This window comes from Streptomyces sp. YGL11-2 (genome assembly GCF_050054615.1).
Classification (GTDB): domain Bacteria; phylum Actinomycetota; class Actinomycetes; order Streptomycetales; family Streptomycetaceae; genus Streptomyces.
Map to the genome: position 1 here is coordinate 74,322 of NZ_JBNHIN010000022.1, position 15,485 is coordinate 89,806.

Consider the following 15,485-nt stretch of genomic DNA (forward strand, 5'->3'; position numbering starts at 1 on the left):
TGCGAGGTCAAGTCTGAAGCCCACAAGTTAATTCTGTTCGGGCCCTAAGCTGACCTACTTGACCTTGAACGTCAACAATGCACTGCCCCAGGCCGTGGCAGGGTCACCATTGTTGATGTCCGCACCATGATCTACGTCCCAGACTCCCGCTTCCAGGGTGTACTCCTGGCCGAGGGTGAGGTTCGCCGGTAGCGCCGGCGCATCGAAGTCGACCGGGACGTTGGTGTCAAAGCCGCGCCCCACCTTGTCCTGTTGCGCCGTCTTCTTGTGCCCTTGGAACTGGATCTCAATGCTGGTCTGTCCCTGCTTGATGGACGGACCCAGGTTGGTGATCCTGACTTTATTGAGATCTGCCCCCTGACTGAAGAGCCAATTTCCGCTACGGACACCCTCCTGCCGCTTCGGCTTACCGCTACTTTTTTGAGCGGTCAACTGTTCATCTTTCACCTTGGAGGTCATTTCGCATCTCCTTCAACAGGTGTATCTCTTATGCTAGTCCCACCCTGCCAGGCAGAGAGTTAAAACTTCACAAGGACGGTGATGCCTCGCTCATGAGCCTGGTCGCGGTAGACGTCGTGGTCATAGCCTCGATCGGCGAATAGAGAGTCGGGCTTGCGGTGGGGGCGCCGCGGATCGGCGGATTCGCATCGAGCAACCAGTACTCGGTGACGTCGTCGCGGTTCCTGCCAGTCACCAGGACCGCGAGCGGGGCGCCGTGCCTGTCGATGATCAGATGGTCTTTCGAACCGGCCCGGCCCCGGTCGACCGGCTACGGGCCCGTGCGGCTCTCCCTTGTTACAGTAATGAGCCACCTTCAGCGCTAAAGAAGTCGCGGATCCTAGAAGATTGTAGGATCCGCATGATCGTTAGCACTGGGTCCTGCGGGAACGCTGAAATCCGGGCATCGTGCGCATCGCTGGTGTCGGGCAGCGGTGCGCAATCTTGGTCTGGCAGGCGACTTCGAAGGTACCCAGGGTGAGGAATGCTGCCTATCGAACAAGCATCACGTCCGCTTCTTGGCCGGCTCCGGCGGCGGCCAGCGTTCGGCCCGTGCCATGACGTCCTCGAGTGGCTGGAGGTCTTCTGACAGGTCGGCCCATGTCCGGGACCAGAAATCGTCCGAGGGATCGTTGGGATCGCTCACCTCAGCCAGTGCGGCCGCGAGTTGCAACGCTGCGTCGACGGACTGGGACGTGATCGTCATGCCGGCGATCGAGTTTCTCCAGAAGGGCGTGATCCTGGGCTCACGGCCGTGCCGGAATGCGTGGTCGCATGCCTCGGCGATCCATCCGGCACTCAGAAGCAGCCGGACGGTCTCGTAGTGGACGCCGCCTTCGCCGGTTAGGGCGCCGACATTCAAGATTTCCGCTCGGGCGGCGAGGGGATCGCCGTCGCTCAGTTGTTTGACGATGGCCCCGATGGCCGAGGAGTCGTTGACCCGTTGTCCCGCTCGTCTGAGAAAGCGCGTCGCCTCCGCTTCCATGCCTAAGGTGTCGGCCAGCAAGGCCGCCTGCCACCATGCGCCGTCTGACTGGTCCATGTCTGCGGGGAGTGCGGCGACCAGCGCCTGGGCGATGTTACGGTCCTCGACAGAACAGGCGGCAACGGCCCGTGCCGCCCGCAACCGCATGTCGGCCGCGGTCGTGTGGGCATCGCGGACAAGCCTGAGGCGGTAAGCGGCCGCTTCTCGGTCGGGTCCCCTCCTCACCATCCCCTCGGCGACCCACACAACATGGACGGTCTCCTGGGCTGCATCGTCGATCGTGTCTCGCAGGAACCTGCGGCCTTCTTCTGTCAAATCATCAGAAATGGTGCGCGCCGAATCGCAGGACTCGACGAGGAACCGCGCTGCGAAGACCCGGGCGTCGAGCCGTGCGTTGGAATTTCTCACCAGACGCTGTGCCACTTGGCGGGCGAAGAGTGGCCCACCGGACTCTGCAAGATCCTCGGCAAGATCGGCGATCAGGTTGTGCGTGGAGAGATCCGATGGCGTCCGGCCGCTGAGCCACCGCTTCCAGAGCCTGACCGTGTCCTCCACATGACCGGCCTTCCTCAGGCGAAGTCCTGCCTGGTGGATCCATCCGGCCGGCAGGTCGGCATGGCGCAGCACTGTCTTGAGTAATGTCAGCCCGCGGTCTGTTGCGCCTGCGTCGATAAGGGCGTCGGCGGCGCATAGGGCTGCGAACGCGCTGCTTCGGCGACCGAGGGCTTCGATCCGGTCCACCGCGGTGTTGTCGTCGCAGTGCCGCGCCAGCAGAGCGAGCGCTGCGGTGCGTCGGGCGGGGTGCACGACGGGCTCTTCAGTAAGTGCTCTCACCTCGGATGCCACCTCGGGGTGATGCATGAGCTGGCCGAGCACGCCGATCGTGTCGTCCCAGGTGGGCCCGTATTGGCGTTCCGTCAGCGTGGTCAGCCCGAGTTGTCTGATCAGACGGCTTGCCACGTCTGGTACGTAATGCCCCGTCTCGACCGTTACACGCCCCGCAAGCAGGGCCTGCCAGGCATTATCGTCGCTCAACCGGCGCCAGAGCAGTTCAGGCTGATGTCCTGGCGCGGAAGCCCACGAGGCGAGAGTGAGAACCAGGCGTTCGTAATCGGCGTGATCGCTCTGGAGGAAGCGTGCAGCGTCGTCCAACCGTACGAGATCAGGCCCCAGTTTTCCCGCTAGTGTCGGGGCGGCAAGGAATTCGGCCAGCGACCGGTGAGTGAATCGTGGCGGTCCATGAGTGGCGGTCGTGATCAAACCGGTCGAGGTGAGCAGTGTGGGCAGGAGATGCTCACTCAACGGTATGCCGTCGGGAACGGCCGGAGCGTGGGTCCGGGTCCAGGAGTCGGCTGTGGCAGTCAGGTCCATGTCGTTGTGAGAGAGGTGCTCGGCAGCGATGTGCGCCAAGAGCGGGCGCCGGTTGCTGTAGAGCCAGTCCGCCAGGGCTTCCGCCTCCTTGCCGTAGGCAGCCAGGGCGGTGACGAGCCGGTGCCGAGACTGGACAGCCGCAGGTCGAACGTGCAGGAGGTACCGGATGAACTGCTCGAACAGGCCAGTTCGAGTCATGGGAAGCCGCGCCTTGGATCGGTTCTCGTGGACCACGGCGGCGATGGTGGCGATCAGGGGCACACGCGTCAGGTCCTCGCGGAAGGGGGAGCTCCTGATCTCGGCCAGGAAGTCCGGTGTCAGCTCAGGTCGGTTCCGGGCGATGAACCACCGCTTGGCGAAGGCAGCCAGCTGAGCGCTGTCGAACGGCAGGAGGTCACAGTCGGCGGCGCCGCTTTCGTACAGCGGGCGCACATCGGACAGGAAGAGCGGCCGGGAGGTGATCAGGAACCGATGGGCTCCCCGGTTCACCAGCCGCCAGCGCAAGGTACGAACCACTCTGCGGCGGAGGCCGACGTCAAGGATCTCATCCAGTCCGTCCACGCACACCAGCCACTCAGCACCTGGTGCGGGCCTTTCGGCGAATGTCGCAGGATCGAGGACGAAGTCGACGCTCCCGCCCAGTTGGCGTGCGAGCGCTGCCGCAAGAAGGGCAGGGAAGGTCCCCTCTCCGGTGAGGTCCGCAGCAGTAATACGCAAGGGCACCAGCCACGGCGCGCTCGGATGCCGCGGGAACTGGCTGTCCGGTGACAGCCACGCACCCGACCACTGGTGCACGAGCCTCTGCACCATGCTCGTCTTCCCCGAGCCAGGGGCACCCAGAATGACCGCGAGCGGCCGTCTCATGACGAGATCGCTTGCAGGCACGACCACCGACGGGCCGCGCCCGCTGGATCCGGTCTGCGAACCCGAGTCAACCGCTCGTACCCGCTCTCGGACATAGACGTGGCCCAATGGCGGGGCATCGGTACCGAAGAGCTGATACGGCAGATCGGAGCACATGTCCTGTTGCGCGGCGAGGAATTGTGCTACGTGAGCCGGCAGCACAGGTGCCCGGTCGGCCCCCGGACCGGCGGAACGTGCCTGATCAGCCTGTATCTGCTGATGTTGCCTGCGCAACCGGTCGGACCGCGACCACCTTCGGTGTGCCTCGTGCTCATCCAGTCCCAAGGCCGCGCCAAGGCGTTGTGCCAGAGGCCATGAGGGGAATCTGGCTCCGCTGAAGAACTCGGACACCCGAGCGGGAGACACACCGGCACGAACCGCCAGAGCTTGGCGGCTCTCAAACCCTGACTCCTCCAACGCCTGTGCATACCAAGCGATCAGGGCACGAGAGGGTTCGTCGCCTCGCGCTCCTGCTGACTGTGGCGGACGCCCTGCCATCACACCCCCGGTTCGGCTTCTTCCACCATTGTTCACACGCGTTCCCGAACAATCGACTGTCGCGAGACCGTCCTTGACGAGCCACCCGCATCGTGGGGTGGGCAGCGCCAGAAGGACGGTTCATCATGTGGACGAACCCCGCAACAGCCATCGCAGCGGCAGCGCTGATGCCCCTCATCCCCGTCGCTGTGCGGACCCTGGGGTGGCTTCTCGGCCTGCGCATGGTCCTCAGGGCCAGTCGCCCCGAAGAGCGTCCTGCTCTCCTCGCTGCCTTCACTCCGATCACCACTGCCCTTCACGCCAGTGGGCGAACGCGCCCCGAAGACCGCTCCGGTGCATCAAGTCTGGTGCTCCTTCCCCGGGATGCGGGTGCCAGTGAGCCTTCCCCGTCTGCCGGCGACGCAGTGTGAAGCCGCGCCCCGGGCCGGCTCTCTGCACAGTGTTGGAAGCCGGAAAGAGCCTTGAAGGAGATCGCTACTGAACGTAGCCACTGTCAACGAGATCGCGGATTTGCTAATCCACTGCTAACGAACCACCTTCATTGCTAACGAAGTCGCGGATCCTGATATGTAGGACGTTTTGTCAAGAGGCGAGGGGCTTCCAGCCCCCCTGTGCAGCGGGGTTGGGGGTGGTGATGTGGGACCGGCGGGAGGCCGGGTACGTGTCGTGCGACGACGCGCGGTCAGCCTGATATCCGCGGGTTGGTTACCGCATGACCGGGTGTTCGTCGGGGGCGGAGCCACCGGTCTACAGCCGAGCGTGGCCCACCGGGCGGGCTGCTCATAGGGTCCGCGGGCATTGCCCCTCGCGCTGCACGTCCCGGCCTCCCGTCGGCCGTTCTGTGCCCCTGTCGGGGTCAGTCCTCCATCGTCGCCAGGCTCCAGCACCAGCCGGCCAGTTCGCGAGCGACGGCCACGACGGCGACGTTCTTGTTCTTCTTCCGGGCGAGGAAGTGCTCCCATCGTTGGTGGAGCCGGCGGTTGCCGAGATCGGCCCGCCGCCGCACCGGGCCGGGGGCCAGTTCCATGCGCCGCCGCAGTGTCACCCCCGGTCCGCGGTAGGGCTTGTAGTGGTGCCAGGCGGTCTCGACCAGCAGGCGTCTGGCATGGGTGTTGCCGGTCTTGGTGATTGGGCCCAGGGTGCGGTTGGGGCCCGAGGAGTGCTCGCTGGGGACCAGTCCGAGGTAGGCGCCGATGGTCGCTCCGGTGAACCGGTGCCAGTCGCCGACCTCGACGGCCAGCCCGAAGGCGGTCAGCGTGTTGATGCCCCGCAGGCAGGCCAACCGGTGTACCACCGGGCCCCATTCTGGGCAGGCTGCCGCGGAGGCGATGCGCTGGTCGAAGCGGTCGCGCATCGCTTCCAGGGAAGGGACCTGGTCCAGTCCCTGGTCGTAGGCGAACTGGGTGTCTGGGGTGGCCAACCGCCGGCCGGCCAGCCAGTGGTGGTGCACCATCGTCCATCCCGATCCGCCGCAGTAGACCTGTCCCTGCCGCAGCAGCAGTTTGGACAGCCGGTTACGGGCCCGGGCCAGGTCCCGGCGGACGTCGTCCCGGCCGCGCACCAGATCGCGAGCGGCCTCCTCGGACGGTGTCGGCACCCGCACTACCGGGAGCTCGTCCATCCGCAGCAGCTTGGTCAGCCGCTGGGCGTCCCGCTTGTCCGTCTTGATCCGGTCGCCCGCGGGCCGCTCCATCTTCGACGGGGCCGCCACCACGCAGCGGATGCCGGCCTCACTCAAGGCCCGGGCCAGCACGAACCCGGTCGGCCCGGCCTCATAGGCGACCGCGGCCGGCTGCGGCAGCCCGGCCACCCACACCACCACGTTGTGCGTGTCGGAGACGAGACGCTTGCTGAATACCTCGCCCGTCTCGCAGTCCAGCGCCCACGCCACGGTGGAACGGGCATGGACATCCAGGCCGGCCGACGTACGTTCACAAAACATCCGGCGCCTCCTGGAACGTGCGGCATTACCTGCCACGGTGCCCACCGCCGAGGCACCGGCGTCAACCTGCAGCCAGGGCCTCACACGTTGGCGTCGACGCCACACCCCAGGGGCCGCCCGATAGCCAGCCAGCACCAGGGCCAGGGCGAACTGTCCAGGGTGAGCGAAGCTCATCGCGCAAGCGACGCCGCAGGCGCCCTTGACCGGGCGCAACGGCCCGCACACTCAACAGACGGGCGGCCCCGGAACCACCCCTACATACGGTCTACAGGCGTTCATCTTTCGCCAGTTCGCCTGGGGCAGACAGGAAAGATCCCGCAACGGCTGGTGGAAGCTGCAGGGGCATGCCAACCTAGACGACCTTCCCCGAGAACCCCAGGTCAGAGAGGTGATGCCCGTGACTGTGGATGTAGCTTCACCCGGATTTGCCACGACCGTGGAGGCCCTGCGGCTGCGCTCTTGGAAACTGGGCGCCGGCCAGCCGGGGCAGGTGATCGACCAGTTCACGGACGCTGACTTCAAGCTCGTCGTGGACGACCGGGCGGATGTCCACGTCAACTCCCGCGACGGGCGGTTCTATCTCGGCTGGTTCCCGATGGGCCGGCCCGGCGGCGACGGCGAGGGCTGGGTGATCGCTGTCACCGGCACCGCGAAGGTTCCCGGGTACCGGATGTCCTTCGACACGGAGACCCCAGCGGAGATCATCGCTGCGGCCCTCGCCCAGGTCCTGGCCACCTCTCGCCTCCTGTGACCTCCTTACCGTGCCCTGCTGTCCAAACGTGACGCATACCCTTCCCCTGCCGTTGGGCCTCCTGCCCACCCGCTACCGCTTGGAGAACGCGTTGGAATCGCACCCGCGTGAGATGACCGTCGGAGAACTTGTCGACCGCCTGTCGGCCTGCGACCGCGACGCACCCGCCCGCCTGGCCATCAACCCGCTGTTCCCCATGGCCCACCGCCTGGGCGACGTGATCGCCACGGTGGACGAGCACGGAGATCCGGTGGTCTTCATCGCCGAGGCCAAGGACGCCGAGCAACTTGGCTATCTGCCGCCCGATGTCGCCGTTGCCCTGACCTGGCAGGAGCCGACCGAGGCGCCCCCGCGCCGCCGACGCGGTGCGGCCGGGCCGAGCGACGGTCAGTGAACTACCCCCGAACCCCAGGGAGGCGCCCCTGAACTCGCACCATCCCATCGATCCCTCCCGCCCCGGCACGCCGGACCCGGTGTACTGGGTCACTCCGCGCCACCTGGCCGGTGACGACGACGCTCTCGCCGAGCGGATCGGCGACACCCTGCGCGGGCTCGGCTGGCGGATGTGGCCGACCTCCCGCAACACCCTGCTGTACGTGAGCCCGGACGAACTGCGCGGCGCCGAGTGGATCCTGGCCAGCCACCCGTTCGAACTCGGCGGACTCCCGGTTGCCTGGCAGCTGTCCGCCCGTCCCCACGCCGACGCCGCCATGACCGAGTGGAACGCCTACTTCACCGCCGGCATCCCACACGAGGCGCTCGCCGACCTCCTTGTCGCCCTCGATGCCCAGGAGGCGCCCGACACGGGATTCGCCGGGGCCGAGTCGGTGCTCACAGCGCTCAGTGCGCGGGGCTGGATCCGCGACATGGACCGCCCCCGCACGACCGCCACGGACCCCGGCTTCTCCGGGCACGTCTCCCTGGAGACGCTGCCGCCGCTCATCCACGACGCCGACCCGCGCGATGACCTGCTCGGGTGGCAGGCGTGGGCGGAACCCACCCTGGGTGCTCCCTACCTGTGGTGTGCCAGCTTCAGCGCGAGCGTTCCGCACGACCTGGTCGCCGCCTTCGCCTCCTCACTGGCCTCACCGGTCCCGGTACCACGACACACGCTGCCGGAGAGTGCGCAGGGCCGGCTGACCGTTGTCCGCCGCGGCTGACGGCCGCCCGCCAGGACGCACACGTCCCGGTACCTCAACGTGCCGCCTCCTGCCTGCGAGCGGGAGGCGGTAGAACCCTGTGCCCACCAGCTCCACGGGCTTCCACCACTCGTCCACCTTCAGGAGGTCTGCTTGCCCCTGCCCTTGATTCGCCTCGCCATCGGCCCGACGAACGGCACTGCCCACCACGGCGTCCTGCTCGACGCCCAGCCGTTGACCGCGTGCTCCAGTCACTCACCCGACCTCGCGCCCATCGCCGAGAACACGGCGCACTCCCGATGCCAGAGCTGCGCGCGAGCCCGGCTCATCCTCACCACGCTGCCGCACCCCGGCGGCGAGCCGGACGCCCGACCCGCCGTCGGAACAGGCCCGAGCGCCACGGCTCACCGGCCGATCCCCGGCCACCTGCTGGCATATTGCGGCAAGCCCCTTGAAGCCCGCCGCTCCTCGGCGCGTCGTGTATGCGCCAACTGCACCCGCCTCAGCGAGGCCCTCGACCGATTCCGGCGGCGGGCAGGCGACCTCGTCCTGCCCGAAGTCGAGCCGTGCCACGGCGACGACACCCTGCTGTGGGCCCCCAAGGGCCGGGCGAACCTGGTGACCGGGCACCGCCGTAACTCCGTGACCGGCAACGCCTACTGCGAGCGGCAACTGGCCGGCCCCAACCCGGGAGCCCCCAACCAGTGCGCGCCGTGCCGCCACCACTGGGAGGAGGCCGAGGTCGTCCGCCAGACCTACACCCTGCCCCACATGCGGACGCAGGCCGCGGACTGGGAGAACCGCACGCTCGATGTCTTCGACGACCGCGCCAGCTCGCTCCGGTCCGGCGACGCGTACACCCTCTCGGGCTGTGCCGAGGTGCACTTCGTCGTGGCCGTAGCCGACCGCGGAGGCGAGAGCCACACCGACCTCCTCGTCTACCTCCCTGGCGAGGAACGTATCGCCGATGTCCGGATACGACGCGACCGCCTGGTGACGATCCAGCGTCCCGGAGCCGCCCCCGTGCCGAACCGGGCTATCTCGTAGACGAGTTCCGCGTAGTAAGGCGTAATAGCTGTGCCCGGCAGGCCGTTGTGGCCTGCCGGGCTCTGTGCGTAAGGGCTTCGCCCGGTCATGGCGACCCCAGGCACCTGGCTGTTGTCCGGTTCTCGACTCTTGCCCATCGGCAGGCGATCACTGTGCGGTAGAACGAATGCTTTGCCGTGCGGCCAACCGGGGGCGATATTGAGCGGCTTTGAATTCAACGCTGGCCAGATGATCAAGGCATCGATGGCGATGATGGACGTCATGCGGGGCGTCCGGGACACCGCCATCGCCCTGGCGAGCGAACTCGACCAGCAGCACGGGATGGCCGGTGACGATGACGCCGGCCGCGCGTTCGCTGCGGTCTACAAACCTGCCGCAGCGGCCACGCTCGATCAGACCGGCTTCGGCTCCTACCTCATGGGAGCGACGGGCAGGGGCATCATGCAGACCGCCCGGGAGTACATGGCTACCGAGAGTCAGGTGAGCGCCGAGCTACTGGGGAAACAGGAGGACCTGTCAGCCAATCTCGGCGATCCAGCCGCGGACTGTTCGTCCAGGTTCATCGGGTTGGGCCGGGAGTTGCCCGAGGTCGTCGGCGACACCGCCTGGTACGACCAGTACGTGCCGGGCGGCGGGGACCGCTACCGCGGATCGGCTCAGAGGACACGTGCCGTTGCCGGATCCTGGCGGCATGCCGGAACGCTCTTGGAACGGCTCTACGAGGAGGCACAGGTATGCGCCTCGACCGCTAGGCAGCATCACACGGGAGCAGCCGCCGACGCGTTCCAGGACTACTTCAAGCGGAACATCGGAACGGGCCATGCTCCAGCGCAGGCACAGGCTGATGAGCCGTTGATGGCCAACCTCGTGGCCGCGTGTCGGCAGCTGGCCAACGCCTGCGAAAACTACGCGGATCACATCGAAACCGCCCTGGCTGCCATTGACGTTCACAAGGCCGACGTCTTCCGGCTTGACCTGCCCTGGGAGCAGCCCATGTTCGGCGGCAACGGCTTTGACGGCGGCCTCAACGACGCGGTCCTCGGCGACCCTCGAATTCGCCAGCTCGGTGACATCTCGCACAGTCTGGACTCCTCGCAAGCACGGATACGGCTGCCGGGTGGAGACGACGCGCCTCGACCACCCCTGCTGCCGGGCGGGGGTGTCAGGGTGCCGGTGCCGATCATGCTCGCTTCTGCGACCCCGGCGATGGCGCTGATGGGGCAGGGGGTGGATCCGGGCCTCGCGCACCGAGACCCGCTACCGCCCAACCACCCCAACCTTCTCTCCCCAGCCGAACAGGCCGCATTTCGAACCTGGATGAAATCGCTTCCCGCCCATGGCTTCGCCGGCGGCGGGAACGCCAGCAAGCCGGAGAACGCCTATCAGCTGCGGGTCGCGGGCTACCCCGAACGGGAAGTGCCTCTCCCCGCCGGAGCCCCTGGAACATCGGGGCGGGGGCTGAGCGTGGATGGGATGAGACCCGCGGACGGCTACATGGTGGAAGCTAAATACGTCAAGGAACCCGAGTGCCGCAACACCTTCCGGCGACTGGACGAGGTCGACAAGACGCTAGGATCTCCAGTCAAGTTCGAATCGAATGGGACGACCGTCAAGTTTAATCCTCGCCGGGATGCCATGTACCCGAAGGACGAGCGCGAGCTCGTTCGCTACCAGGCGGCCATGTCAGACCCGCGTAACTCCCGGGTCAAGGGGTTCGAGATCATCACCAACGATAAAGAAGGCTCCGCGTACTGGCAGAGCATGATGGCCATGATCGGCATGCAGGGAACCACACGCTACGAACCCTGAGGTTACGGATAATGGCTACCGACGAAAACCGCGCGACTTTCCTTTTCTATCCCCCGGTGGATGATGCGAACTCATGGCATCTGACCTTTGAAGGCTTCGAGGCTTCTCTCAAGCAGCGTTTTCCTGACGCCTTCACGAGCATGCAGTCCACCATGTTCCGGGGTGGCGCCTACCTGGACTTCGGAGTGCTCGTCGCCGAAGGCGTTGAGGTTCGAGGCATGTTGACAATCCCTGTCGAGGAATGCGGTTGCGTCACTCTCATCCTGGTTTCACCAGGGGAGGCCGCCGTCATCGCGAAGTGGCTGCGTGATGACTTCATCCCTTCCCCGGACCTCATTCGGTTCAGCAGCGAAGGGGCCATGGAGATTGGCGACGAAACCCACTGGGAGCTGCCGCCCTCTGGCGATCAGGAAGAGATCGAGGAGGATCTCCGCGCACACATCGCCTACGTTGAGGACGCCTGAATGACGGAAGCCCTGCCAGTCGTGGCAGGGCTTCCGTCCATGGATTGGGTCAGCGATCAGCGCGGGCCTTGTCGAGCGCTTTCTCTACGTGGGCATCGACCAGTGCCGGGGAGCCGGATACCAGCACGACGATCGTCCCGGTGCGGACGGCCGTCTGCTTGACGACGCTGCTGCGCCCGCCGACGGTGAAGGTGAGGAGCTGGCTCCACCTCTCGTCGCCGAGTTGGACGGTAGGAACCTTCTGCGTTGTGACCTCGACGGGGGCACTGCCAGAGACGACCTGGTACTTCGGGCAGGAGGTCATCGCGTCGTAGATCTTGGCGATGCCCTGGGACAGCTTCTGTGCGGTGTCGCTGTACAGCTCCTCGGACACCTCGGAGTCGCTGCCGCCTGCATAGGCGAAGGACGCCTTTGCCTGGCGGGGGAAGTTGAGGCTGCCGCCAGCCGCGGCGTCGCCGCCGAGCTTTTCCAGCGCGGGGCAACCGAGCACGGTGACGTCATCGTGCTGCGCGGAATCTGCAGTTTTGGGGGTGTAGCCCTCGCCCAGGTCACTCTCGTTCAGGAGCCGCTTGCTCAGCGCGGCCGAAGTCAGCGGCGCCGACGACGTGGCGTTCTTGCCCTCCTGGTGCGGCGCGGGCGCCGAGGTGGAAGACGCCGGGGCGTTGGCGGGGGTGCTGCTGTTGGAGCACCCTGCCAGGGTCAGGGCAGCGAGGACGCTCAGGCTGAGGACGGTCATGGTGGGAAGGCGCATGCGAAACCCCTAGGTGTCTGCGGAGCGGACGGTCTGACCCGGCCGGCCCTCCGGGTGCCGGCGATACGTGGAGTAGGGGAGAGGGGTTTCGGGGGTTCAGTGGCCGAGGTGGCGCAGGCCCTCGTCGAGGGTGGCGTGGAAGTGGTCGACTGGGCCGGAGTTGCGGTTGTACCAGGCCGTGTCCAGGCCGGTCTCCTTCGTCTCGTGGCCGGCCCGGCAGCGCAGCCAGATGCTGTCGTCGCGCATGTTGAAGACGATCCAGTTCCGGTACGCGCCGCACTCGGGGCACTCGCGGATCTCCCCGTCGATGACGAGAGGCCGGTCCCAGCGCATCATGAACCCGGAGACGTCCTGACGGGACGGTGCTCGGAAGTCCGGCGGCAGGAAGTCGGGCACCACCGCCGTCTCCGGCGCGGCCGGGGTCACCTCGGCCAGCGGCCCGGGCGTTTCGGGCAGCGGCCACTCGGTAGGCGTCGCCAGCATCGCCTGGCCGGCACGCTGGGCCTCACGGAACGCGCGATCACGAGTGCGTCGGAACATGCCGTCTCCTTCTCGGTCGTCTTGCGGGCACCAGGAGAGTGCCCTAAGCCGCTGACCTGCTGCAACTCTAGAATTGTTGAAATCATCGGGCTTTGCCCGGACGGTCGTTGCGGTTCCTCGAAGGCCGTGCGGCGCTTGGGGTTGCCGTGGGCGTGGTGGCGTCGGGCTCGGGCATCGCGGAGGCGTCGGCGGGCAGATCGGCCATGCGACGCAGCCGCCACACCAGCACGTCGCTGACCGACTCCGCGGTGTCCAGCTCCCGGCCGCCGGCTGCTTCGGCCAGGAGCGCGGCCGGGTCGTGACCGGCGCTCTCGGCGTCGGCGAGCGTCGCCGCCAGGGCGTACCAGCCCGGCTCGGCCAGGATCTGCTCGGCCAGCTCGGGCACTGACTGGCGCAGGTAGGCGACTTGCTTCTGCCGCAGGGGCTGCGACAGGCGCCGACCGCGCTGGTACAGCACGCCCAGGGGCACGGGTGCGGCTGCCTGGTAGGCGGCGCGCAGGTGCTCGGCGGCCTGGCGGGCGGCAGTGGCCTGCTGGGCGTGCTCCTTCTTGGCGTGCCAGTGGGCGGCGGCGGTGACGAGGAAGAACGCCATGTCGATCAGCATTGCCGTGGTGGCCCCGTCCTCCCCGCGGCCGAGCGCCGGCCCGCTGTAGACGAGGTCGCGGGCGGCCTGCCGCAGGGCACGGTCGTGCCCGCGCTCGGCACGGACGTGGGAGCGTGAGGCCCGCTCGAACGCCCAGGCCGCTTCTCGCAGTTCACGCCGGGTGTGCGCGGCGGAGGACTTGGCGAGCGCGTCGAGGACTTCGCCGGCCGCCGCGATGTGCGCCGCGACCACCGCGTCGTCGCCGTGGTCGATGACCAGCACCGCTTGCCAGACGGCCGAGGCCGCCCTGCGCCGCGCCGTACCTGGGCTGCTCGGCGACGGGCGGGAGGAGCTGTCTGCGGGCACATCGTTGCTGTGGCTCGGATCAGCGGTTTCGGACCACCGTTCGCGGATGCGGGGCAGCGAGAGGTCGGGGGCGAGGGTGGAGCCCGAATAGTAGATCGGCTCCTGGTCCTCGTTGCGATCGTCGGGCAGCGCGACTTTGTAGCCGAGCAGGTCGCCCGATGGTGCGGCGCGCTGCCGGATCAGCAGGCCGGCTGCGGCCAGGCGATCGAAGAATTCCTCCTCGCTGGTGGCGCCGGCGACCGCGCGCCGCACGGTCTCGCGCAGCTCCTCGCGCGGGGTGCGTTCCTTGCCCTGACGTTCGGCTTTGTGGCGCTCGGCGCTGGTGGGGCGTTTCGCGGCGGTGCCGTCGCCGACGTTGAGGCGCCGCAGCCCATAGTCGATCTCGATCTTCCGTGCTTCCTCCTGGGAGCGTTTGCCGTCCTGGCGGATGCGGGCCTGGCGGCCGTCCTCGCGTACGACGGTGGCGATGATGTGGATGTGGTCGTCGGCGTGGCGGACTGCCGCCCAGCGGCAGGCGGCGTCGTCGCCTTCGGGGGCGATGCCGGTGGCGGCGACCATGCGGCGGGCGATGTCGGCCCACTGCTCGTCGGTGAGGATCGGGTCCTCGGGTGCGGCGCGTACGGAGAGGTGCCATACGTGGTCGGCTGGCCTGGCGTTCCTGGGCAGCGCCATGACGGGCTGGTCGAGCAAGCGCTGCAGGTCGCCGTACGTTGCCTTCGGGTCGCGGCCGGGGTCGGGGGCCTGGCTGTCCCACGCGGCGACGAGGTGAGGATCGATGTGCTCCTCGGCCTTGCCGGGACCGTACAGGTAGGCGACCAGGCCGCGGGTGTCCGTGCCCATGTCGTGGACTTTTGGGATCATGCAGCCGGGCGCTCGCTGTCCAGGTAGTGCTGGGTGAAGGTGTCCACGCGTCGAGCGGCACGGTGTACGGCGGAGAGGACCGCTTCGGCCTGTGGGGCGTTGCCGCCTGAATTCAGGGTCCTGGCAACCTGGTTGAGGTTGTTGCCGATCTGGCCGAGGTGGCGGCGCAGACTGAACAGCTCGGAGATCACTTCGCGTTCGCCGGCGACCTCGGCCGCCGTGCGGGTCAGATCGCGGGCAGCGCTGAGGGCGGCGTGGGCGAGGAAGCCGGACGGCGTCATGGCGCAGGCTGCTGCGGCGTCGAGGACGGACTGCTTCTCGTCGTCGTTGAATCGGCTGGTGATCAGGTGCTTGCGCTTGTTGCTCTTGGTCTTGGGCGTGCGGTTACGCGCGGGTGGCTGGCTCGGCGGCGCGCTTGCGCTGTGCGTGCAGTGCGGGTTGTGGCATGGGTGAGTCGTCTTCTCCTGGGGATGCGAGCCGCCCTCGGTCGCATCCCCTCGGTCCAGTGCCCCCCGGCGCTGGACCGCTTCCGCCACCCCGGGGGCGGGAGACGCGAGAGTAGTACTCCCAACGGGAGTACTACTCTCGCACCAACTTGCTCGCGACGAGATCGAGTTGGATTCCGGCTCACCCGGCGCGGGGGTGGGGGTTGTCGTCGGGTTCGTCATCGGGTGCGGTTCCTCGTGGAGCGGATGCGGTGCTGGATCTGGGCGGCGAGGCCGACCATGGCGGCCGGGCCGGCAAGGACGCGGACCGGCGATTCGGCGCGGTCCTGGACCAGCCACTGGCCGGTCGGTGCCAGGACTGCTGCGTGCAGGAGTTGCTGTCGCACCAGCACGTCCGCCCAAGCGCCGGCTTCGGCAGTCGTTGGTGCGTACTTACGCGGGTGTCGGGGGTGGATGGCGTGCCCTCCGTCGCGGGGGCGGTGGCCCGGGCGCAAGGCCGGGCCACCGATTCGGAAGTGCCGAAAGCAGGCG

14 protein-coding genes and 2 pseudogenes are annotated in these 15,485 nt (G+C 67.6%); 6 read left to right on the plus strand and 10 right to left on the minus strand.

The window, feature by feature from the left end:
• Nucleotides 1-54: 54 nt before the first annotated feature.
• The 5 genes and pseudogenes from ACO1BR_RS24295 to ACO1BR_RS24315 form a co-directional block, all read right to left on the minus strand.
• Complete coding sequence (locus ACO1BR_RS24295; protein WP_426797205.1) at nucleotides 55-459, minus strand: hypothetical protein; 405 nt, start codon at nucleotides 457-459, stop codon at nucleotides 55-57.
• A gap of 77 nt (nucleotides 460-536) precedes the next feature.
• Nucleotides 537-769: pseudogene (locus ACO1BR_RS24300) on the minus strand (transposase); the annotation flags it as partial.
• 234 nt (nucleotides 770-1,003) lie between these two features.
• The gene (locus ACO1BR_RS24305) at nucleotides 1,004-3,664 is read right to left on the minus strand and encodes an NACHT domain-containing protein (RefSeq protein WP_426797262.1); all 2,661 of its coding nucleotides are present in this window, start codon (nucleotides 3,662-3,664) and stop codon (nucleotides 1,004-1,006) included.
• A gap of 366 nt (nucleotides 3,665-4,030) precedes the next feature.
• Nucleotides 4,031-4,255, minus strand: a pseudogene (locus ACO1BR_RS24310) (helix-turn-helix domain-containing protein); the annotation flags it as partial.
• A gap of 856 nt (nucleotides 4,256-5,111) precedes the next feature.
• The gene (locus tag ACO1BR_RS24315; protein ID WP_426797206.1) at nucleotides 5,112-6,197 is read right to left on the minus strand and encodes an IS110 family transposase; all 1,086 of its coding nucleotides are present in this window, start codon (nucleotides 6,195-6,197) and stop codon (nucleotides 5,112-5,114) included.
• Nucleotides 6,198-6,594: 397 nt separating this feature from the next.
• Here ACO1BR_RS24315 and ACO1BR_RS24320 point away from each other — a divergent pair, with 397 nt between their 5' ends.
• From ACO1BR_RS24320 to ACO1BR_RS24345, 6 genes are all read left to right on the plus strand, one after another.
• Nucleotides 6,595-6,948: a DUF317 domain-containing protein gene (locus ACO1BR_RS24320; protein WP_426797207.1), complete on the plus strand. Its 354-nt coding sequence runs from the start codon at nucleotides 6,595-6,597 to the stop codon at nucleotides 6,946-6,948.
• Nucleotides 6,949-6,976: 28 nt separating this feature from the next.
• The gene (locus tag ACO1BR_RS24325; protein WP_426797208.1) at nucleotides 6,977-7,342 is read left to right on the plus strand and encodes a hypothetical protein; all 366 of its coding nucleotides are present in this window, start codon (nucleotides 6,977-6,979) and stop codon (nucleotides 7,340-7,342) included.
• A 79-nt stretch (nucleotides 7,343-7,421) separates the two neighbouring features.
• Entirely contained in the window at nucleotides 7,422-8,108 is a 687-nt protein-coding gene (locus ACO1BR_RS24330; RefSeq protein WP_426797209.1) for a DUF317 domain-containing protein, read from the plus strand.
• 132 nt (nucleotides 8,109-8,240) lie between these two features.
• Entirely contained in the window at nucleotides 8,241-9,134 is an 894-nt protein-coding gene (locus ACO1BR_RS24335; RefSeq protein ID WP_426797210.1) for a hypothetical protein, read from the plus strand.
• A 228-nt stretch (nucleotides 9,135-9,362) separates the two neighbouring features.
• A complete protein-coding gene (locus tag ACO1BR_RS24340) occupies nucleotides 9,363-10,943 on the plus strand; it encodes a restriction endonuclease fold toxin-2 domain-containing protein (RefSeq protein ID WP_426797211.1) in 1,581 nt (526 codons plus the stop codon).
• An 11-nt stretch (nucleotides 10,944-10,954) separates the two neighbouring features.
• Nucleotides 10,955-11,407, plus strand: a complete 453-nt coding sequence (locus ACO1BR_RS24345; RefSeq protein WP_426797212.1) for a hypothetical protein — start codon at nucleotides 10,955-10,957, stop codon at nucleotides 11,405-11,407.
• A 49-nt stretch (nucleotides 11,408-11,456) separates the two neighbouring features.
• Here the strand turns inward: ACO1BR_RS24345 and ACO1BR_RS24350 are convergent, their stop codons facing one another.
• The 5 genes from ACO1BR_RS24350 to ACO1BR_RS24370 all read right to left on the minus strand — a co-directional run bounded on the left by ACO1BR_RS24350 (nucleotide 11,457) and on the right by ACO1BR_RS24370 (nucleotide 15,340).
• A complete protein-coding gene (locus ACO1BR_RS24350) occupies nucleotides 11,457-12,158 on the minus strand; it encodes a hypothetical protein (RefSeq protein ID WP_426797213.1) in 702 nt (233 codons plus the stop codon).
• A gap of 96 nt (nucleotides 12,159-12,254) precedes the next feature.
• Nucleotides 12,255-12,698: a hypothetical protein gene (locus ACO1BR_RS24355; protein ID WP_426797214.1), complete on the minus strand. Its 444-nt coding sequence runs from the start codon at nucleotides 12,696-12,698 to the stop codon at nucleotides 12,255-12,257.
• A gap of 82 nt (nucleotides 12,699-12,780) precedes the next feature.
• The gene (locus tag ACO1BR_RS24360) at nucleotides 12,781-14,508 is read right to left on the minus strand and encodes a relaxase/mobilization nuclease domain-containing protein (RefSeq protein ID WP_426797215.1); all 1,728 of its coding nucleotides are present in this window, start codon (nucleotides 14,506-14,508) and stop codon (nucleotides 12,781-12,783) included.
• Nucleotides 14,505-15,044 carry a plasmid mobilization protein gene (locus ACO1BR_RS24365; RefSeq protein WP_426797216.1) on the minus strand — a complete coding sequence of 180 codons (540 nt, stop codon included), beginning with the start codon at nucleotides 15,042-15,044 and terminating at the stop codon, nucleotides 14,505-14,507. Before ACO1BR_RS24365 ends, ACO1BR_RS24360 begins: the two co-directional genes overlap by 4 nt.
• 128 nt (nucleotides 15,045-15,172) lie before the next feature.
• Entirely contained in the window at nucleotides 15,173-15,340 is a 168-nt protein-coding gene (locus tag ACO1BR_RS24370) for a hypothetical protein (RefSeq protein WP_426797217.1), read from the minus strand.
• Nucleotides 15,341-15,485: the final 145 nt, after the last annotated feature.

Bases quoted from the DNA above. Each gene is read 5' to 3' on its own strand.
- ACO1BR_RS24355 (WP_426797214.1), bottom strand. From the start codon at position 12,698: ATGTTCCGACGCACTCGTGATCGCGCGTTCCGTGAGGCCCAGCGTGCC.
- ACO1BR_RS24305 (WP_426797262.1), bottom strand. From the start codon at position 3,664: ATGGTGCAGAGGCTCGTGCACCAGTGGTCGGGTGCGTGGCTGTCACCG.
- ACO1BR_RS24350 (WP_426797213.1), bottom strand. From the start codon at position 12,158: ATGCGCCTTCCCACCATGACCGTCCTCAGCCTGAGCGTCCTCGCTGCC.
- ACO1BR_RS24360 (WP_426797215.1), bottom strand. From the start codon at position 14,508: ATGATCCCAAAAGTCCACGACATGGGCACGGACACCCGCGGCCTGGTC.
- ACO1BR_RS24295 (WP_426797205.1), bottom strand. From the start codon at position 459: ATGACCTCCAAGGTGAAAGATGAACAGTTGACCGCTCAAAAAAGTAGC.
- ACO1BR_RS24345 (WP_426797212.1), top strand. From the start codon at position 10,955: ATGGCTACCGACGAAAACCGCGCGACTTTCCTTTTCTATCCCCCGGTG.
- ACO1BR_RS24315 (WP_426797206.1), bottom strand. From the start codon at position 6,197: ATGTTTTGTGAACGTACGTCGGCCGGCCTGGATGTCCATGCCCGTTCC.
- ACO1BR_RS24340 (WP_426797211.1), top strand. From the start codon at position 9,363: ATGATCAAGGCATCGATGGCGATGATGGACGTCATGCGGGGCGTCCGG.